Consider the following 18,800-nt stretch of genomic DNA (forward strand, 5'->3'; position numbering starts at 1 on the left):
AGCAGAAGCCTCTCCGGGTCAGCAACAAGCTGTCGCCGCGGGTGCCGGAGCAGCACAGCAGGAACTTTCCTTCTCGTGTGCAACACGGGCGTCGCGCTCCCCCGTACCGTCACCGTAAGTGATGCTTTCGCCTGTGGTGTGGAAGGTCTCCCAGGAGATACCCGCAGGATCATCAATCCACGACTTCTCCGACTTGGCGTAGCAACACGCCGTCTCTCCCTGTTCGATGATCTCCCCGCCCGCGTTGCGAAGCCTCGCATACACTTCCTGCAGCTCGTTCTGGTCCTCGACCTGAATGCCGAGATGATCCAGCCCCGCTTGCTTGCCGCGCGTTGAGATCGCGAAATTGACGCGGGGGTCATCAAGCATCCACTTCGCATAGTCGGATTTCAGGACGGCAGGCTGAGCGGCGAAGAGAGCAGAATAAAAGCCAACCGACCGCTGGAGGTCGCTGACGGCGACATGAACGTGAAGGCGCTTCATAGCTTTTCCTTTCAGGCTAGCCTTTTCGTGCGACTGCGAGATGGTTTGCAAGTGGCAGCGGAGACGCAAGGTGCCCCTCCACAGCAGTTCTCCGTAAGAAAACCCAAGAGCTCGTTCATCTTGTCGAACTGCGCCGTGTAGATCACGGAACGACCCTCACGGTGCGCGGTGACAAGGCCCGCCATGCGGAGCCTATCAAAATGAAACGTGAGGGTGTTTGGTGAGAGGTCGAGCGCTGTCGCTACCGCCCCCGCAGTCAAACCCTCCGGTCCCGCCTGTACGAGCAAGCGAAATACATCGAGCCGATTATCCTGAGCGAGCGCCGCCAGAGCACTCACGGCATCCATCTTTTCCATATTTCAACGAATATTGAAATATATGCCATGTGTCAATGTCGTTTTCCGGGCGACCCTGGCCATTCGCCCTCGTCGCTTGCGTGTCCACATCCAAAGTGTGAATTTTATTCGCAGCAATACCGGAATCCAGGTCCAGCCCAATTCTCAAGCAGACTGTTAACGATCAACACGAAATAGTCCGTTGTAGGAATGTACAGACTTGCGAGACATCCTTTCTCTTGAGCCTCAATGGCAGGAAGGATGATCGGAATGCACAAGTTTCGGCGAGATGTGGACCACAAGCTGCGGGTGCTCCAGCACGCTGACAAGATTGGCGATGTCGGAAAGGCTTGCCGATGACGGCGCGGCTGGCGCCGGGCGACTATGACCAGCTGCACCACTTTATTGCTGATGGCGTCTGGGACGCCGCGCCGTTGGAAGCGGAACGGCTGGTTCAGGCCGACCGGCTGGTCGGCGGCAACAATGCCGTGCTGGTCATCGACGACACGTCGCCGCCGAAGAGGGGTGATCGTTTGGTTGGCGTCGCTCCGCAATATGCATCAACTCCTGGCAAGACGGCCAATTGCCAACGTTGGTGTCGCTGATACTTGCGCGCGGTGAAGTGCCTGTCATGGTGGCCCTGCGGCTCTTTCTGCCCGAGAGCTGGACGAGCGATCCGGCGCGTTTGAAACGTGCCGGTGTTCCGATCGAGCATTGCGGGGCGCGGTCCGAGCCGGAGATCGCGCTGGCGGAGATTGATCGCGTGATCGCCGCCGGCGTTCGATTCGGTTGCGTGCTGGCGGACGCGGGATACGGATCGAGCGCGCCGTTCCGTCATGCTTTGAGCGAACGTGATCTGTTGTGGGCAGTTGGTCTGTCGCGCCATCAGAAAGTCTATCCGGGCAATGTCACGATGATCCTTCCGACGGAGAAGGCTCGCAAGCCGCGGAAGCACCATATCCCGGATATGTCGCCGGTCTCTGCCGAAACGGCGCTCATCGGCGAAAAGTGGCGGAAGATCAGCTGGCGCCGGGGCACGAAGGGTCCGCTGACATGCCTGTTCGCGGCACGACGCGTTCGCATTGCGGACGGCCCAAGGCACCGCGTGTTCGATAAAGGTGTTGAGCGCATGCCTGGCGCAGGAGTGTGGGTCCTGGGTGAACGACGACCGGGCGGAGAGCAGAAGTACGACGTCTCGAACCTGCCCGCTGGCGTGCCGCTCAGGACGCTGGCGGCTGCCGTCAAGGCGCGGCGGATCTGTGAACAGGCGCATCGGCAATTGAAGGAAGAACTCGGGCTCGACCATTTTGAAGGCAGGTCGTGGGTTGGGCTACACCGGCATGCCTTGATGACGATGATCGCCTGCGCATTCCTTCAATCCCGCCGCCTCATCGCAGCGGGGCGGAAAAAAAGAAGCAACGGCCCACCGCCGAGTTTGCCGACCGTGCGCCGCGCCATCGTCGAACTCATTCTTCGACCAACAAATCAGCGATGCTCATACTGCAGAAGACAAATCGACGAAATGTAGCGGCGTGAATAAATCTGCCAAAGTAGTGCCAGGAACACGTTGCCATTCATGGCGCCGTCGTAGACGAAGGGCGCGGTCATGCCGGTCAGCCGCAGCGCGCCGGTGAAGGTGGTGGTTTTCCAGTACCCATGCGGCACGCCGGCCCGGCAACGCTCACCGAGCGGCGCTCGTCCGCGCAGGCGCGTCATCTTCGTGGAGAGGCCGGTCTCATCAATGAAGACGAGCTTCGCCGGGTCGAGATCGAGCTGACCCTCGAACCGGGCCTGCCGACGCCTCAGAATGTCGGGGCGGTCCTGCTCCAGTGCATGTGCGGACTTTTTTTGAACGTCCAGCCGTGCCCGCGAAACCAGGCGCTCAAGGCGCTTCGGCTGATTTTCACAGACTGCTCGATGGCAAGCCGCTCCACCATCTCGTTCAGCGTGATGTCCTTGCGCTCCTCGATCAGCCCCACGATGAAGGCTTCATGCACATCGAGACTGGAAGCACGGCGACGACCTTGCGGGCGGGGCATCAACTCGCCGATCCTTGCCCGCGCGATCCATCGGATCGCGCTCGATATCCCAACCCCGAACCGGGCCGCGGCCTGCCGCGCCGACATGCCCTCATCCGACGCCTTCACGACACGCGATCGAAGATCCCCGCTCAATGCCTTTCCCGTCTTCACCTCCTGCAAGGCGGATGTCGAATCAGCACAGAGCCCAGACGTCACATCACAATCAATTCATCAATCACAGGATATGCTCTAGATCAAGCGGAACGCGATCACGAATCCCAGGACGATAACGACAGCGCCGATGGCCGCCCAGAGACCGAGCCGCTTTTCGATCTCGCGGCGAATGGCTTCACCGTAACGGTCGAGCACGACCGCGACGATGAAGAACCGGCCGCCGCGGGCGATGATCGAGCACAGGATAAACAGCCAGACGTTGTATCCCGCAAAACCCGAGGTGATGGTGACGAGCTTGTAAGGAATCGGCGTCAGGCCCTTGCCGATGATGATCCACGCGCCCCACTCCGCATATGACGCGCGAAACGCCTCGACCTTGTCGCCAAGCCCATAAAGATGAATGAGCCACTGGCCAACCGAGTCATAGAGGAGCGCACCGATTGCATAGCCGAGCACGCCGCCGGCGACCGAGGCGATCGTGCATACGGTCGCAAACAGCCAGGCGCGCCGTGGCCGCGCCAGCGCCATCGGCAGCAGCATGACATCGGGCGGCACCGGAAAGAATGAGCTTTCAGCGAAAGCCACCGCCGCCAGAATCCAGAGCGCATGAGGCTTGTCAGCGGCGGCGATGCACCAGTCGTAGATCCGTCTCAGCATGGCGCGATCAACCATTCCGCGGCCGATTTGTCCATGGCTCACACGAAGATTCGGCAAGGCCCGCACAACCGGCGAACGCCGATCGCCATGATCGACCCGGTGTAAAAAATTCGAGCCTCACGCGCGAGATATCACAGGGGTCATCGCGCATTCAGATTGCCTCTGATAGAGTGCACCGCGTTACGGTCGCGCGCAGCGGCCCCAGCCACCAAACTGCCGCAGTATTTTCATGCAAGCGCGTTCTTTGCGTCGTCTCTGGTGTATCCTGCTTGTGCTCGTGAGCGCGGTCGATGCCGCATATCCCGGGGTCGCGGGCAGCGGGGCCGACGCCGGAGCGCCGACCCGGATCAGGTTCTCACTCGACCGCCCGATCGATGCCGCCGTGGCTCCGGTCGTTCTGGCATCGACCCGGGGACTGTTCCGCGCGGAAGGCCTGAGCGTCACGACGACCACGGCCGCCGGCACCGCGGAGGCGATCGCGCGTGTCGCGGCCGGCACGAACGAACTGGCGCTGGCGGACATCAACGCCCTGATCCGCTTTCGCGATCAGCGGGGCGCGCCCCCGGTCAAGGCGGTGTTCGTGCTGTTCGACAAGGCGGCCTACGCCTTCATCGCGCGCAAGAGCCGGGGCATCAACGCGCTTGCCGACATCGAGGGCAAGACGGTCGGCGTCATCGACGGCGATCCTTCCATCAGGCTGTGGCCTGCATTGGCGCGGCGGAACGGTTTGCAGCTCAAAACCGTGAAGCTGCAGCAGATCGGCCCGGCCGTTCGTGAACCGATGCTCTCGGCGGGCCAACTCGACGCCATATCCGGCCTGTCGTACCTGTCGGCGATCGACCTGCGCAATCGCGGTATCCCGGCCGACGATATCGCGGTGCTGCGATTTGCCGACTATGGCTGCGTCGCCTACGGCAAGGCGCTGATCGTCAACCCGGAATTCGCCGCCGGCAAGCCGGAAGCGGTGAAGGCGTTCGTGCGCGCGGTGATCGCCGGCCTGCGGCTCGCCGTCAGGGAGCCCGCGCGGGCCATCGATGACGTCCTGGCTCAGATGGACGGCGGATCACGCGCTGTGGAACTGGAACGCCTGCATACGGTCCTCAGCGACAATATCCTCACCAGCGAGGTCAGGCATAGCGGTATCGGCGGCATCGATCCGGCCCGGTTCGAGACGTTGCTCGACCAGATCGCCGAGGATTTCGAATTCCGCGATCGTCCGTCGGCCACGGATATCTTCGACGGCAGTTTTCTGCCCCCGGCCAGCGACCGCAGGATCACTCAAGCCGAGTAAGCGGCACGAGCCGCTGTATTCCATCGCCTGCCTCTGATTAGATGCCGCCTCCCGTCCGGCGGATCCTTCATCTGCGAAAACCTATAGTATCGTGATCCACAAGAGCCTTGCCTGATGTCGATGGTCCGCCTTTATACGCGCGTTCTCGAACTGCTCGGCACGGAAGCGCGGCTCGGCTGGATCCTGGCCGGCGCCAACCTGCTGCTGGCGGGCGCGCAGTTCGCCGAGCCGGTGCTGTTCGGCCGCATCATTGACGTCCTGTCGGGCAATCCGGCCTCCGGCTTCCCTGGAATGGCTTCGACGTCACCCTGGCCGCTGCTGGCGGTGTGGGCGGCCTTCGGCCTGTTCACGATCCTGTGCGGAGTGACCGTGGCCCTGCAGGCCGACCGTCTCTCGCATCGCCAGCGTCAGGCCGTGCTGACCGGCTATTTCGAGCACATCATGCAGTTGCCGCTCGCTTACCACGCCGGCACCCATTCGGGGCGGCTGATGAAGGTGATGCTGCAAGGCACGGACGCGCTGTGGCGGCTGTGGCTGGGGTTTTTCCGCGAGCATTTCGCGGCGATGATGTCGCTCGTCGTGCTGCTGCCGCTGTCTCTCTATATCAACTGGCGGCTGGCGATCCTTCTGTTCGCACTCTGCATCGTGTTCACGATGCTGACGACGCTGGTGGTTCGCAAAACCTTCGACATGCAGAACGAGGTGGAGACGCATTTCAGCGATCTTTCCGCGCGGGCCTCCGACGCCCTCGGCAACGTCGCGCTGGTGCAGAGCTTTGTTCGCGTCGATGCCGAGGTGCAGGGCCTGCGGTTCGTCGTCGACAAGCTGCTGTCGGCGCAGATGCCGGTGCTGTCGTGGTGGGCCGTCGTCACCGTCATGACGCGCGCCTCCACCACCATCACCATTCTTTCGATCTTCACCGCGGGCATCGCGCTGAACCAGCGGGGAATGACGTCGATCGGCGAGATCGTGATGTTCGTAAGCTTCGCCACCATGCTGATCCAGAGGCTCGAACAGGTCGTTTCCTTCATCAACAGCGTGTTCATGGAGGCGCCGCGCCTTAAGGAGTTCTTCGACGTGCTCGACGCCGTTCCGGCGGTGCGCGACCGGCCCGATGCCGTCGATCCCGGACGATTACAGGGACGCGTTGAATTCAACGACGTGTCGTTCTCCTACGACAGCAAAAGGCCGGCGGTCGCAAACCTGTCGTTTGTCGCATCGCCCGGCGAGACCATCGCGCTGGTCGGCCCGACCGGCGCGGGCAAGTCCACCGCCGTCGCGCTGCTGCACCGGGCGTTCGATCCGCAATCCGGCGTCATCAGGATCGACGGCATGGACATTCGCGATCTCACGCTCAGCGGGTTGCGGCGAAACATCGGCGTGGTGTTCCAGGAGCCGCTGCTGTTCAACCGCTCGATCGCCGAGAACCTCCGCGTCGGCAAACCCGACGCCACCGAAGAGGAAATGCGGCTCGCCGCAGGGCGGGCCCAGGCGCTGGACTTCATCGAACGCGGCGAGAAAAAGTTCGACACGCATGCCGGCGAGCGCGGGCGAATGCTGTCGGGCGGCGAGCGGCAGCGGCTGTCGATCGCCCGCGCCTTGCTGAAGGATCCGCCGATCCTGATCCTCGACGAGGCGACCAGCGCGCTGGACGCCGTGACCGAGGCCAAGGTCAATGCCGCCCTCGACGAGGTGATGAAGGGACGCACGACATTCGTCATCGCGCATCGGCTGTCCACCATAAGGAACGCCGCGCGAATTCTGGTTTTCGCGGACGGCCGCGTGATCGAAAGCGGAACCTTCAGCGAACTCCTGGCGAACGTAGGTCATTTCGCCCAACTCGCGAAAGCGCAATTCATGACGCAGGAGAGTACCGAGGCAGACCCGTCATTATCGCGAACCAACCCGGCCGTCGAAATTCGGCCCCTTTCGTTGGGGAATTAAGCTGCTGACCATCTGTTCTGGCCTGTCGAGCCGGTATAGATTGGAGCGGTCGCGACGCGCCGCCCGGACACGCTTGAAACCTAGAGCGTATTCCGCAAAAGTGGATGCCGGTTTGCGATCAGACGGCGCGCAGCTATCAATCGAGCGCATTTTCTGACGCCTGACCGGACTCCACGTAGCCGGAAAATGCTTGAGAAGCAGGCCTTCTTGCCGAAAGAGGGCCTTAAAGGACCGGATCGACCGTGCATTCTTCCATCGCCCCTCGCAAATGGCTACCGATCCGCATCGTCCTCGCGGCCGTGGTGCTGGTTGCGCTCACGCCATTTCGCGCGGCTCATGCCACCGAAGCGCATCTGCTGATCGAAGCGGATACCGGAAAGGTGCTGGAAGCCGAGAATGCCACCTTCCCCTGGTATCCGGCCTCGGTCACCAAGCTCATGACGGCTTACGTCACGCTGACGGCGGTCAAGCACAAGCGCCTCACGCTCGACACGCTGTTGACGGTATCGCCGGCCGCCGCCGCGCAGTCGCCTTCGAAGATGGGCTTTCGGCCGGGCACCCAGGTCACCGTCGACAACGCGCTGAAGATGATGATGGTGAAGTCGGCCAACGACATGGCCGTGGTGCTTGCGGAAGGCGTCGGCGGCTCGATCGATGGTTTCTCAGCCGAAATGAATGCGACCGCGCAGCGGCTTGGCATGACGCAGTCGAGCTATGTCAACCCGAACGGTCTGCCTGCCGACGGCCAGATTTCCTCGGCACGCGACATGGCCATTCTCGCGCGCGCCTTCATTCACGATCTGCCTGAATACGAATACTTCGTGCACATCCCCTCGATACGCTACGGCCGCAGGGTGACGCACAACTTCAACAAGCTGATCGGACGCTTTCCGGGCGCCGACGGCTTCAAAACCGGCTTCATCTGCGCCTCGGGCTACAATCTCGTCGCGTCCGCCACGCAGAACGGCAAGCGTCTGATCGCGGTGGTGCTCGGCGCATCGTCGGGTACGATGCGGGCTGTGCGCGCCGCGCAGATGCTGGAGCGCGGCTTCGCCAATAATTCGCTGTCGTGGCTGCGGCCGGCGCTCGGCACCGTCGACAGGCTGGCGCCGATCGCGGCGACGCCTCCCAATCTGCGCGATGAAATGTGCGGGCCGAAACGAAAGCATCCCGCCAGCGACGAGGATAACGATGTCGTCGCCAACACGTCGGCGACAAGCGCCGCCGTGATGTCGTTCTTCGCGACCGGCGCGCAACCGCCAACGCTCCGGCCGGTGGACATGATCGCCGCCGCTCCGGCGCCCTCGGATCCCGTCATTGTCTATACCGGACCGACGCGCACCGGCGCCGCCATCGCGGCCGCGGCGGAAGCCGATGCCGCGCGCGACGCTCCGCCGAAGAGCAAGAAGCCCGGCAAGACCGCCCGGAACAAACCCGCGCCGAAAGCAGACGCCAAGGAAAAATCAAACAATCGGGTCTCGGTCACCATCAACCCCAAGTCGACACCTAAGTCGACACCCAAGTCCCCACCGAAGTCCACGAAGCCTCCGGTCGATAGCAAGCCCGCCGCCGGCTCATCCGCCAAGCCCAAAACCGCCGAAAGCAAGTCCAAACCCTAGAGCGCGTTCGCTTCTGATTGACTCAGAAGCGAAGCTCCAGATTGTTGTTTTAACGCGTTTTCTTCACGCGAACCGGCATCCGCTTCGTTCGAACGCTACAATAGCAGGCCGCAAACGCCGCACAGGCGAACCCTGCACCTTGGCCACCAGACCGTTTCGGGCCAGCCGACGGGATAAACCGTTAAGCTTGCGGCGGTGGTATTCGCGCGTCGTGATCGCGCAACTGCTTGCCTTTGACCGCCGCCTTGCCCGATATTCCCTGCACAACACATTCTCTTCCCCTTGAACACGGGATCACCGGGACGTCACATGGATCGCATCTGGCTCAGGCAATATCCCGCAGGCGTGCCGGCTGACATCGACGCTTCGCAATACGCATCGTTGATCGAGTTGCTGGAGGAAAGCTTCGCCAGGTTCAGCGACCGCAAAGCCTTCATCTGCATGGACAAGGCGATGACGTATCGCGAGCTCGACGAGACGTCGCTTGCTCTCGGCGCCTACCTGCAAAGCCTGGGACTGAAAAAGGGCGCGCGCGTCGCACTGATGATGCCGAACGTGCTGCAGTATCCGATCTCGACAGTCGCCGTGCTGCGCGCCGGCTATGCCGCGGTCAATGTCAACCCGCTCTACACGCCGCACGAGCTTGAACATCAGCTCAAGGACTGCGGCGCGGAAGCGATCATCGTGCTGGAAAACTTCGCAGCGACGGTGCAGCAGGCGATCGGTAAAACCGCCGTCAAGCACGTCATCGTCGGCAGCATGGGCGACCTGCTCGGCTTCAAGGGCTTGATCGTCAACTTCGTTGTCCGCCACATCAAAAAGATGGTGCCGCCATCATCCATCCCGCACGCCGTCAAGTTCAACGACGCCCTAGCCGCGGGGCGCGGCATGACGCTGGTCCGGCCCGAACTCGCGCCTGACGATGTGGCCTTCCTGCAATATACCGGCGGCACAACCGGTGTCTCCAAGGGAGCGACGCTCCTTCATCGCAACATCCTCGCCAACATGCTGCAGAATGATGCGTGGCTGCAGCCGGTGCTGAAGAAGCCGCCGGTGATCGATCAGCTTTTCATCGTCTGCGCTCTGCCGCTCTATCATATCTTCGCGCTGACGGCGTGCTTCATGCTGGGAATGCGCGCGGGCGGGGTCAATCTGCTGATCCCGAACCCACGCGATATTCCCGGACTGGTGAAGGAGCTGAGGAAGCATCAGATCCACTGCTTCCCGGCAGTGAACACGCTCTATAACGCTCTGCTCAACGCGCCGGGTTTCGAGCAGGTCGACTTCTCCAGGCTCAGGGCGTCGATCGGCGGCGGCATGGCCGTCCAGAAGGCCGTGGCGGAGAGATGGCTGAAAGTGACGGGATGCCCGCTGCTGGAAGGCTACGGCCTTTCGGAAACCTCGCCGACGCTAACCTGCAATCCCGCCGACGGCGACAAATTTTCCGGCTCGATCGGGCTTCCCTTACCCTCGACATACATCTCGATCCGCGACAATGACGGCAGAGAAATGCCGCTCGGCGAGGCCGGAGAAATCTGCGCCAGCGGGCCGCAGGTCATGCCGGGCTACTGGAACAGGCCGGACGAGACCGCGAAGGTGATGACGGCGGACGGCTTCTTCCGCACCGGCGACATCGGCGTCATGTCCGCGGACGGTTACACCCGGCTCGTCGACCGCAAGAAGGACATGATCGTGGTCTCCGGTTTCAACGTCTATCCGAACGAAATCGAGGACGTGATCGCAAGCCATCCGGGCGTGCTGGAATGCGCCGTGATCGGGGTCAAGGACGAGAGGTCGGGTGAGACGGTCAAGGCGTTCGTGGTCCGGAAGGATCCTGATCTCACGCGTGAGGAAATCATCAAGTTCGCCCGGACGGAACTGACGAACTACAAGGTGCCCAAGCAAATCGAGTTTCGCGATTCCTTGCCAAAAACCAATGTCGGCAAGATTCTCCGCCGCGCATTGCGCGAGAACACGACGGCGGCGTAAGGCGGAGACGGCCCTGCCCAACTGAAACTTTCTTATGGAAAAGTTGTCCTCACATACGTGGACGACGACGACAGCAAAGCGTGGCATGATGAAATCCGACAGTACGCCCCTCCCTTCTCCCGCCGATGTTCTCGCTTTCTGGCGCGCCGCAGGCCCAAGCAAGTGGTACACAAAGAACAACCCATTCGACGTTGAGGTGCGCCGTCGCTTTCTTCAGCTTTGGGACGCCGCCCGCGCGGGCGAACTCGCGGAATGGGAGAAGACCGACGACGGCGCGCTGGCGCTCGTCATCGTGCTCGACCAGTTTCCGCGCAACATGTTCCGCAGCGACGCCCGGACCTTCTCGACCGACGGCCAGGCGTTGACCGTAGCCGAGCGCGCCATCGCCCGTGGCGCCGACACGCGCATAGAGCCCGACCTTGTCGAATTCCTCTATGTGCCCTTCATGCATTCGGAACGGCTGGCGGATCAAGACCGTTGCATTGAGCTGTTTCGCACCCGCGGCCGGCCCGAGAACCTCAAATTCGCGGAGATCCACGCCGACATCATTCGCCGGTTCGGCCGTTTTCCCCATCGCAACCTTGTGCTCGGGCGCACGACGAACGCGGACGAGCAGGCGTTTCTCGACGCAGGCGGATTCGCCGGGTAGCTTTTCAGCCGCGCTTCGCCGGGAGGCTCTTTGACGACAGTTCCGCGAACACGCGACGATTGCCGTTTCGCGACTGTGGAATACTGTATGCTCGTCCCTCCACGCACACCGCCAGTCCAGGAGATCTCACGATGACCATCAAAGTTGGCGACCGCCTGCCCGACGCGACCTTCCGCATCATGACCGAGGACGGCGTTCAGACAAAAAGCACCAACGATATCTTCAAAAGCAAAAAGGTCGCATTGTTCGCGGTGCCCGGCGCCTATACCGGCACCTGCCACAAGCAACATCTTCCGAGCATTTTCGCCAGCGCCATCGCCATCAAGGGCAAGGGCGTGAGCGAGATCGCCATCGTCTCCGTCAACGACGTGTTCGTGATGAACGCGTGGAAGCGCGACACCGACCAGCGAAACGAGGCCACCTTTCTTGCGGATGGCAACGGCGAATTCGCGAAAGCCATCGACATGACGTTCGACGGTTCCGAGAAAGGGCTCGGCATCCGTTCCAAGCGCTATTCCATGCTGGTCGAGGACGGCGTGGTGAAAACGCTGAACGTCGAGGACTCACCCGGCAAGGTCGAGGTCTCCGGCGGCGACAAGCTGCTCGGGCAGTTGTGAGAAAAGAATTTCACGGAGCGTGATGACCTCCTTCTTCCCTCTCCCCTTGCGGGAGAGGGTGGCGAGCATCGTGGGATGCGAGCCGGGTGAGGGGTACAGGTGAGGACGAACGCGCGCCCTCACCCGCAAGGAGAGAGGTAAGAATCACTTCAACCGCGCCATCGCCACGCCTTCGCGCGCAAGCTGATCGGCGCGTTCGTTCTCGCTATGGCCATCGTGACCCTTGATCCAGTGCCAGCGCACCTGATGCGGCTGCAACGCCGCGTCGAGCCGTTGCCAGAGGTCCACGTTCTTCACCGGCTTCCTGTCGGCCGTGCGCCAGCCATTGCGTTTCCAGCCGTGAATCCAAGCGGTGATGCCCTGCCGCACGTACTGACTGTCGGTGGTGAGATCGACAAGCGCCGGGCGCTTCAGCGCCTCCAGCGCCGAGATCGCCGCCAGCAGTTCCATCCGGTTGTTGGTGGTATGCGGTTCGCCGCCCTTCAGCTCTTTCTCGATGTCGCCGAAACGCAGGATCGCGCCCCAGCCGCCGGGACCCGGATTGCCGGAGCAGGCGCCGTCGGTGAAAATCGTGACATGCGGAAGCGCGGGCGAACTCACGCCACCGGCCCCAATGCCGCGACGCCGTAATCACGGACGCCGCCGACCCGCTGCTGGAAGCGCAGCTTGCGAACATATTCAAGCGGATCTTTCGGCTTCACCAGCGCGCCCGCGGGCACGTTGAGAAAATCGACCAGCCGCGTCAGCAGGAACCGCAGCGCGGCCCCCCGCGCAAGCAACGGCAGCGCCGCCTGTTCGGCTTCCGAGAGCGCCCGTTCCCGATGGTAGGCGCCAAGCAGCGCCTGCGCCTTGGTGACGTTGAAGGCATGATCCGGCTCGAAACACCATGCGTTGAGGCAGATCGCGACGTCATAGGCGAAGAAATCATGGCACGCGAAATAGAAATCGATCAGCCCCGAGAGCCTGTCGCCGAGAAACAGCACATTGTCAGGAAACAGGTCGGCATGGATCACTCCGCCAGGCAGCTCCCGCGGCCAGCGCGCCTCCAGGTGGTCGAGTTCAGCCTTGAGAAAATCGTGCAAACCCGGCTGCACGGTATCGGCGCAAGCGCCGGCCTGCTCGAACAGCGGCCGCCAACTCGATACCGACAGCGCGTTGGCGCGCTTCATGGAGAAATCACGGCCGGCGAGATGCAGCTTCGCCAGCGCGGCGCCGACCGCGGCGCAATGAGCGACGTTCGGCTTCCGTGGCCACACGCCCTCGAGAAAATCGATGATGGCGGCCGGACGCCCCGCGAGGCGGCCAAGGGTTTCGCCGTTTCTGGCCTTGACCGGCTGCGGACACACGATGCCATGCGCCGCCAGATGACCCATCAAGCCGAGAAAGAACGGCAGGTCGTCGATGGCGACGCGCTTTTCGTAGAGCGTCAGGAAAAACGATCCGGAGGTGGTGTGCAGCAGATAGTTGGAGTTCTCGACGCCCTCGGCGATGCCCTTGTAGGACAGCACCTCGCCGATATCGTAGGCTTTCAGAAAATCCGCAAGCTCCTCGGCGGCGACGTCGGTGTAGACCGCCATCTCATATCCCCGTTCCGGTCATGGCAGAGCGATCGCGTTCTCGCGCGAAGCGGATGACCTGTTCGCGTGAAGGAAACGCGTCAAAACAACAATCCAGAGCTTCGCTTCTCATTCAATCAGAAGCGAAAGTGCTTTAGTGTGGCGGTTCAGAAGTTCGCTTCATTTTTCCTGCGAGTCCTTCACGCGAACTTCTGAACCTAAGCCACACTAGATTCATAGAGTTGCTAGAGCCTTTTCGCTTCTGATGGAATCAGAAGCAAGGCTCTATGATCTTGATTTAACGCGTTTTCTTCACGCGAACCGGTCTCCACTTCGCTCGAAAACGCTATAGTGTCCTTTCGAATCCGAAGTTCGCTAAGGAGGATGCTGCAAAATGAGACGAGCTTCGGATACGGGACACTAGAGCGGGATGAGGAAAAGTGTGTAGCGGTTTTCCGCCCGCATCCCGCTCTAAAATATTAGAATCGATCACGTTTATGGTTTTGGATCGATTCGATCCAAAACCATCGTGATCTAGGCGGCGTCAGGCCGCAGCGAGCGGGGCAGCGGGAAGAACTCGTTTTCTTCCGCGGCCGAGACCGTCTCCACTTCAAGTTCATAGCGCGCCGCGAATGCATCCATGATTTCCTCGACGATGACTTCAGGCGCCGACGCGCCCGCCGTGATGCCGAGGCTTTTGATCCCCTCGAACATGCTCCAATCGAGATCGCTGGCGCGTTGCGCAAGCACGGACACCTTGCACCCCTCGCGCTCGGCAACCTCACGCAGCCGCTGCGAGTTGGAGGAATTCGGCGCTCCGACCACGATCAGCGCGTCTACCACCGGCGCGACCTTCTTGACGGCCAGCTGGCGATTGGTGGTGGCGTAACAGATGTCTTCCTTGTGCGGCCCATGGATGTTCGGGAAGCGTTGCTTCAGCACCGCCACGATCTCGGCGGTATCATCGATGGACAGCGTGGTCTGGGTCACGAACGCCAGATTATCGGCATCCTTCGGCGTGAAGTTCTCGGCATCCTCGGCGGTCTCGATCAGGGTCACCGCACCCGCCGGCAACTGCCCGACGGTGCCGACGACTTCCGGGTGATGGGAATGCCCGATCAGCAGAATCTCGTGGCCGCGCTTGAAATGGATCGCCGCCTCGCGGTGAACCTTGGTCACCAGGGGACAGGTGGCGTCGAGCGAAAAGAAATTGCGCCGCTGAGCATCCGCGGGAACCGATTTCGGCACGCCATGGGCGGAGAAAACCACCGGCGCCGTGGTGTCGTCGGGAATCTCCGCCAGTTCCTCGACGAAGATCGCTCCCTTGGCGCGAAGGCTGTCCACGACATAGCGATTATGGACGATTTCGTGACGCACATAGACCGGGGCGCCATACAGCGTCAGCGCACGTTCCACGGTGTCGATCGCCCTGACGACCCCGGCGCAGAAGCCGCGGGGCGAGCAGAGCACGATTTTGAGATTCGGTTTAGCATTCATGAGGCGATCCGGGACCGAATCACCCCACACCGGCAGGGCGGGAACGGCCAATAATTGTGACTTTGGACGGCTTTCGGGCGCTGTCAAGACAGGCTCCCCAAGCCGGAGGTTCGACGGAGCAAACCATTGCGCGGCCGACCCCCGGCAGCATATATAGACCCCAATTCCCGTCATCGTCGATGACCAAAAGGCTTTGCCCTGAGGGGTGGGCAAAGCGCAAAGGAGATTTGCCATGAGCAATGCACCGCTGATGCCCAAAGCGACTGCCGTGTGGCTCGTCGACAATACCGCGCTGTCGTTCGATCAGGTCGCCGACTTCACCAAGATGCATCCCCTGGAAGTCCGCGCCATCGCCGACGGCGACGCCGCCCAGGGCATCAAGGGCATGGACCCGATCTCCACCGGCCAACTCACCCGCGACGAAATCGAGAAAGGCGAGAAAGACCCGGATTACCGGCTGAAGCTGAGCGAGAGCCGGGTGGTGCTGCCCCCGGCAGCCAAGAAAAAGGGCCCCCGCTACACCCCGGTGTCACGCCGCCACGAGCGGCCGAGCGCGATCCTCTGGCTCGTGCGCAATCATCCGGAGTTGAAGGACGCACAGATCATGCGTCTGGTCGGCACCACCAAGACCACGATCGCCGCGGTGCGCGACCGCACCCATTGGAACGCCTCGACCCTGACACCGATGGATCCGGTGACGCTGGGCCTTTGCTCGCAGATCGAACTCGACTTCGAGGTGCAGCGCGCCGCCAAGGAAAAGCCGACCGATCAGCAGTATGGCGGCGCCACCCTGTTGCCAGCGTCCGAGACCACGCGCAAGGATAGCGAGTTCGAACCTGGCGAGAAGCAGCAGGACGATCTCAACGTCGACGCCGTATTCGCCAAGCTGAAGACCATCGGCGGCAAGAAGGCCGAGGATGAGGACAACGAGTAAGGCGTCGAAATCTGCCAGTCCCGGGCGCATTTCCGCGCCCCGGAGACCTCAGCGATCCTGATCCGGACGACGCGACTTATCGGACTCGCTTTCACGACCGGCCGTCGGAACAGGCGCGCCGCTGAATGCCGCTACTGCCCGTTCAGCATCCGCTCGGCGAGGTCGCGGTGGGAGCGCTCCATCCGATCCGATCGCGTGGCGGCCACGTCGCGATTCTTGCGGCATGCGGTGTAGGCCGCCGATCCCTGCGGCCCGCCATGCGTCTGACAATACGCATCGTCATCACCCTGGGACACAGCGTTCGGATGGTGCCGCTCCAGATTGGCGCATCCGCCCAGCGACAGCACAGTGACGACGATGGCGGCACGGCCCGTGAATGTCATCGATCCCATGATCCGTTCAAAAGCGAGGCTCGAAGCAACTGTTCTGACCCAATTGCGGGGATTGTAAGTCCGTCGCGAACGTCTGACCGCCGCAGTGCTGCGGCCGCCCGCGGGATCGCAGAAGCTCTTTAAGGACTGCCGGGAGAAAGGCTCCGTCGCCATGCAAGACGACGGAGCAGTACATCCGGGGCTGGACGATCGGGAGGATGAATCGTCCCAGTTCGAACCGGATGGTTTAGAGCATTTTCCGGCGAAGTGGATACCGGTTCGCCGTAAGAAAATGCGACCAGACAATAATTTCTAGAGCATGGTCCGATTCAACCTGAACGGATCATGCTCTGATGTCACGAGAGGCAGGCCAGCCTCTCGGAACGAGCGGTCACCGCATGAGACGGTGGTGTAGCCGAGGTTGCGGTGACCGGCCTCCCGGCGATCAAGCCGGAAACCGGGCCGCATCAGACCCTGGAGCTTCGCTTCTGATTGAATCAGAAGCGAAGCTCCAGATTGTTTTACGCGCTTTCTTCATGCGAACCGGATTCCACCTCGCTCGAAAACGCTATGGCCGTCACTCGGCAGCGACGGCTGTTTCACCGATACGCGGATCAAGCTTGCCGGCGCGGTAGAGCTTGGCCATTTCAGCCAATGGGATCACCTTGATCTTCGAGGCATTTCCGGCCGTACCGAACTGCTCGAAACGCTCGCGGCAGAGGTCGCGCATCGCATCCATCGCGGGTTTCAGGAATTTGCGCGGATCGAACTCGCTTTTGTTGCTGGCCGCGACTTTCCGGAATACCGCGGTCATGGCCAGCCGGCAGTCGGTGTCGATATTGACCTTGCGGACGCCATGCTTGATGCCGCGAACGATCTCCTCGACCGGCACGCCCCAGGTCTGCGGCATCTCGCCGCCGTACTTGTTGAACTCATCCTGCAGATGCTGCGGCACCGAGGACGAGCCGTGCATCACCAGATGCGTATTGGGAAGGCGACGATGGATTTCCTCGACCACCTTCATGGCGAGAATGTCGCCGTCCGGCTTGCGCGAGAACTTGTAGGCGCCGTGCGAGGTGCCCATGGCGATCGCCAGCGCGTCAACCTTGGTGGCGCGAACGAAATCAACGGCCTGGTCCGGATCGGTGAGCAACTGATCGTGGCTGACAGGCCCTTCGATGCCGTGTCCGTCCTCCTGCTCGCCGCCGCCATGCTCGAGCGAACCGAGCACGCCCAGTTCGCCTTCCACCGAGGCGCCGACCCAGTGCGCCATGTCGACGACGCGGCGGGTGATGTCGACGTTATACTCGTAGTCCGCCGCGCTCTTGGCGTCGGCCTTGAGCGAACCGTCCATCATCACCGAGGTGAAGCCATATTTGATCGCGGTGGCGCAGGTCGCTTCCTCGTTGCCGTGATCCTGATGCATGCACAACGGAATGTGCGGATACATCTGGTCCAGCGCGTCGATCATGTTCGCCAGCATGATGTCGTTGGCGTAGGAGCGCGCGCCCCTGGAGGCCTGGAGAATGACCGGAGCGTCGACGGCGGCCGCCGCCTCCATGATGGCAAGCCCCTGCTCCATATTGTTGATGTTGAACGCCGGCACGCCGTAGCCGTGTTCCGCGGCGTGATCCAACAACTGTCTCAAAGTTATGCGCGCCATGTCGGTTCCCTCCCCATCTGGCTATCGTGAAAAGATATCGCGTTTGACGCGATCGTATTCTTGGCCACGTCCCCTCCTGACGCCATCGGGGCTGACGATTTCGGACAGGCGATCATTCCCCTCATGCGCGCCTCTTTCGCTCGATGAGTTGAAGGATCAGCGGCGTCAGGATCAACTGCATCGCGAGATCCAGCTTGGACCCGTGGATGACGATGGAGTTGGCGCGCGACATGAAGCTGTTCGGGATCATGGACAGCAAATATGGAAAATCGATGCCTTTCGGATTCTTGAGGCGAATGACGACCATCGACTCGTCGGGCGTCGGTATCCACCGGGCGATGAACGGATTTGACGTGTCCACCGTCGGCACGCGCTGGAAATTGATGTCCGTCTCCGCGAACTGGGGACAGATATAATTGACATAATCCGGCATGCGCCGAAGGATGGTGTCGGTCACGGCCTCGGTGGAATAGCCGCGCGCGCTACGGTCGCGGTGCAGCTTCTGGATCCATTCGAGATTGATCACGGGAACCACGCCGATCTTGAGATCCGCGTATTGCGCGACATTCACCTTGTCGGTGACGACGGCCCCGTGAAGGCCCTCGTAGAACAGCAGGTCCGAATTCTCCGGCAGCGGCTGCCAGTCCGTGAACGTGCCGGGCGGCACACCGTGCAGCGCCGATTCCGTATCGTCATGGACATAATATCGCGTGGTGCCGGTTCCGGTCTCGCCGTAGCTGCGGAACACCGACTCGAGCTCAGCGAACAGGTTGGTTTCCGGGCTGAAATGGCTGAAGTGCCTGTTACCCTTGTCGGATTCCTCGGCCATGCGGGTACGCATCTCGGCGCGATTGTACCGGTGAAAGGCGTCGCCCTCGATGTAGGCCGCAACGACCTTCTCGCGACGGAAAATCTGCTCGAAGGTCCGCTTGACGGAGGTCGTGCCAGCGCCCGACGAACCCGTAATTGATATGATAGGATGTTTCCTCGACACGATATC

The 18,800-nt window shown here is 61.7% G+C and carries 16 protein-coding genes and 2 pseudogenes; 8 read left to right on the forward strand and 10 right to left on the reverse strand.

Going from position 1 to position 18,800, the window contains the following annotated elements; translation table 11 throughout:
• Positions 1–18 precede the first annotated feature (18 nt).
• Together ACMYR2_RS16010 and ACMYR2_RS16015 are read right to left on the reverse strand one after the other, a co-directional pair.
• Positions 19–483: an ArsI/CadI family heavy metal resistance metalloenzyme gene (locus ACMYR2_RS16010; protein ID WP_347265389.1), complete on the reverse strand. Its 465-nt coding sequence runs from the start codon at positions 481–483 to the stop codon at positions 19–21.
• Between the two features lie 11 nt (positions 484–494).
• Entirely contained in the window at positions 495–839 is a 345-nt protein-coding gene (locus ACMYR2_RS16015; protein WP_347265390.1) for a metalloregulator ArsR/SmtB family transcription factor, read from the reverse strand.
• Positions 840–1,171: 332 nt separating this feature from the next.
• On the opposite strand from ACMYR2_RS16015, the pseudogene ACMYR2_RS16020 reads away from it, so the two are divergent.
• A pseudogene (locus ACMYR2_RS16020) lies at positions 1,172–2,354 on the forward strand (IS701 family transposase); the annotation flags it as partial.
• 3 nt (positions 2,355–2,357) lie between these two features.
• Here ACMYR2_RS16020 and ACMYR2_RS16025 read toward each other — a convergent pair.
• Both ACMYR2_RS16025 and ACMYR2_RS16030 read right to left on the reverse strand, forming a co-directional pair.
• Positions 2,358–2,944 (reverse strand): annotated as a pseudogene (locus tag ACMYR2_RS16025) (IS630 family transposase); the annotation flags it as partial.
• 144 nt (positions 2,945–3,088) lie between these two features.
• On the reverse strand, positions 3,089–3,670 hold the full coding sequence (locus ACMYR2_RS16030) for a YqaA family protein (protein WP_347264039.1): 582 nt from the start codon (positions 3,668–3,670) through the stop codon (positions 3,089–3,091).
• 229 nt (positions 3,671–3,899) lie between these two features.
• Here ACMYR2_RS16030 and ACMYR2_RS16035 point away from each other — a divergent pair, with 229 nt between their 5' ends.
• The 6 genes from ACMYR2_RS16035 (at position 3,900) to ACMYR2_RS16060 (ending at position 11,779) form a co-directional block, all read left to right on the forward strand.
• A complete protein-coding gene (locus ACMYR2_RS16035; protein ID WP_347264025.1) occupies positions 3,900–4,961 on the forward strand; it encodes an ABC transporter substrate-binding protein in 1,062 nt (353 codons plus the stop codon).
• Positions 4,962–5,075: 114 nt separating this feature from the next.
• Complete coding sequence (locus ACMYR2_RS16040) at positions 5,076–6,905, forward strand: glucan ABC transporter ATP-binding protein/ permease (RefSeq protein ID WP_416193291.1); 1,830 nt, start codon at positions 5,076–5,078, stop codon at positions 6,903–6,905.
• A gap of 242 nt (positions 6,906–7,147) precedes the next feature.
• On the forward strand, positions 7,148–8,524 hold the full coding sequence (locus tag ACMYR2_RS16045) for a serine hydrolase (RefSeq protein ID WP_347264770.1): 1,377 nt from the start codon (positions 7,148–7,150) through the stop codon (positions 8,522–8,524).
• A gap of 309 nt (positions 8,525–8,833) precedes the next feature.
• A complete protein-coding gene (locus ACMYR2_RS16050; RefSeq protein WP_347264771.1) occupies positions 8,834–10,513 on the forward strand; it encodes a long-chain fatty acid--CoA ligase in 1,680 nt (559 codons plus the stop codon).
• An 85-nt stretch (positions 10,514–10,598) separates the two neighbouring features.
• A complete protein-coding gene (locus ACMYR2_RS16055) occupies positions 10,599–11,162 on the forward strand; it encodes a DUF924 family protein (protein WP_347264779.1) in 564 nt (187 codons plus the stop codon).
• A 131-nt stretch (positions 11,163–11,293) separates the two neighbouring features.
• Complete coding sequence (locus ACMYR2_RS16060) at positions 11,294–11,779, forward strand: peroxiredoxin (protein ID WP_347264772.1); 486 nt, start codon at positions 11,294–11,296, stop codon at positions 11,777–11,779.
• 144 nt (positions 11,780–11,923) lie between these two features.
• Here the strand turns inward: ACMYR2_RS16060 and rnhA are convergent, their stop codons facing one another.
• The 3 genes from rnhA to ispH form a co-directional block, all read right to left on the reverse strand.
• Positions 11,924–12,379, reverse strand: coding sequence for a ribonuclease HI (rnhA, locus tag ACMYR2_RS16065; RefSeq protein ID WP_347264773.1), 456 nt, complete (start codon positions 12,377–12,379; stop codon positions 11,924–11,926).
• Positions 12,376–13,356 carry a homoserine kinase gene (locus ACMYR2_RS16070; protein ID WP_347264774.1) on the reverse strand — a complete coding sequence of 327 codons (981 nt, stop codon included), beginning with the start codon at positions 13,354–13,356 and terminating at the stop codon, positions 12,376–12,378. Before ACMYR2_RS16070 ends, rnhA begins: the two co-directional genes overlap by 4 nt.
• Positions 13,357–13,869: 513 nt before the next feature.
• The gene (ispH, locus tag ACMYR2_RS16075) at positions 13,870–14,832 is read right to left on the reverse strand and encodes a 4-hydroxy-3-methylbut-2-enyl diphosphate reductase (RefSeq protein WP_347264775.1); all 963 of its coding nucleotides are present in this window, start codon (positions 14,830–14,832) and stop codon (positions 13,870–13,872) included.
• Between the two features lie 232 nt (positions 14,833–15,064).
• On the opposite strand from ispH, the gene ACMYR2_RS16080 reads away from it, so the two are divergent.
• Positions 15,065–15,766: a DUF1013 domain-containing protein gene (locus ACMYR2_RS16080; protein WP_347264776.1), complete on the forward strand. Its 702-nt coding sequence runs from the start codon at positions 15,065–15,067 to the stop codon at positions 15,764–15,766.
• A 131-nt stretch (positions 15,767–15,897) separates the two neighbouring features.
• Here ACMYR2_RS16080 and ACMYR2_RS16085 read toward each other — a convergent pair whose 3' ends face one another.
• The 3 genes from ACMYR2_RS16085 to ACMYR2_RS16095 form a co-directional block, all read right to left on the reverse strand.
• Positions 15,898–16,158, reverse strand: coding sequence for a hypothetical protein (locus tag ACMYR2_RS16085; RefSeq protein ID WP_416193292.1), 261 nt, complete (start codon positions 16,156–16,158; stop codon positions 15,898–15,900).
• 556 nt (positions 16,159–16,714) lie between these two features.
• A complete protein-coding gene (fba, locus tag ACMYR2_RS16090) occupies positions 16,715–17,800 on the reverse strand; it encodes a class II fructose-bisphosphate aldolase (protein ID WP_011315891.1) in 1,086 nt (361 codons plus the stop codon).
• Positions 17,801–17,921: 121 nt separating this feature from the next.
• Complete coding sequence (locus ACMYR2_RS16095; protein WP_011315892.1) at positions 17,922–18,794, reverse strand: phosphoribulokinase; 873 nt, start codon at positions 18,792–18,794, stop codon at positions 17,922–17,924.
• Positions 18,795–18,800: the final 6 nt, after the last annotated feature.

It is taken from the genome of Nitrobacter sp. TKz-YC01 (assembly GCF_047824785.1).
GTDB lineage: Bacteria > Pseudomonadota > Alphaproteobacteria > Rhizobiales > Xanthobacteraceae > Nitrobacter.

Excerpts from the sequence above, each read along its gene's own strand:
- ACMYR2_RS16050 (WP_347264771.1), top strand. The coding sequence starts at position 8,834 with ATGGATCGCATCTGGCTCAGGCAATATCCCGCAGGCGTGCCGGCTGAC.
- ACMYR2_RS16055 (WP_347264779.1), top strand. The coding sequence starts at position 10,599 with ATGATGAAATCCGACAGTACGCCCCTCCCTTCTCCCGCCGATGTTCTC.
- ACMYR2_RS16030 (WP_347264039.1), bottom strand. The coding sequence starts at position 3,670 with ATGCTGAGACGGATCTACGACTGGTGCATCGCCGCCGCTGACAAGCCT.
- ACMYR2_RS16085 (WP_416193292.1), bottom strand. The coding sequence starts at position 16,158 with ATGGGATCGATGACATTCACGGGCCGTGCCGCCATCGTCGTCACTGTG.
- ACMYR2_RS16040 (WP_416193291.1), top strand. The coding sequence starts at position 5,076 with ATGTCGATGGTCCGCCTTTATACGCGCGTTCTCGAACTGCTCGGCACG.
- ispH (WP_347264775.1), bottom strand. The coding sequence starts at position 14,832 with ATGAATGCTAAACCGAATCTCAAAATCGTGCTCTGCTCGCCCCGCGGC.
- ACMYR2_RS16035 (WP_347264025.1), top strand. The coding sequence starts at position 3,900 with ATGCAAGCGCGTTCTTTGCGTCGTCTCTGGTGTATCCTGCTTGTGCTC.
- ACMYR2_RS16010 (WP_347265389.1), bottom strand. The coding sequence starts at position 483 with ATGAAGCGCCTTCACGTTCATGTCGCCGTCAGCGACCTCCAGCGGTCG.
- ACMYR2_RS16015 (WP_347265390.1), bottom strand. The coding sequence starts at position 839 with ATGGAAAAGATGGATGCCGTGAGTGCTCTGGCGGCGCTCGCTCAGGAT.
- fba (WP_011315891.1), bottom strand. The coding sequence starts at position 17,800 with ATGGCGCGCATAACTTTGAGACAGTTGTTGGATCACGCCGCGGAACAC.
- ACMYR2_RS16060 (WP_347264772.1), top strand. The coding sequence starts at position 11,294 with ATGACCATCAAAGTTGGCGACCGCCTGCCCGACGCGACCTTCCGCATC.
- ACMYR2_RS16070 (WP_347264774.1), bottom strand. The coding sequence starts at position 13,356 with ATGGCGGTCTACACCGACGTCGCCGCCGAGGAGCTTGCGGATTTTCTG.
- ACMYR2_RS16080 (WP_347264776.1), top strand. The coding sequence starts at position 15,065 with ATGAGCAATGCACCGCTGATGCCCAAAGCGACTGCCGTGTGGCTCGTC.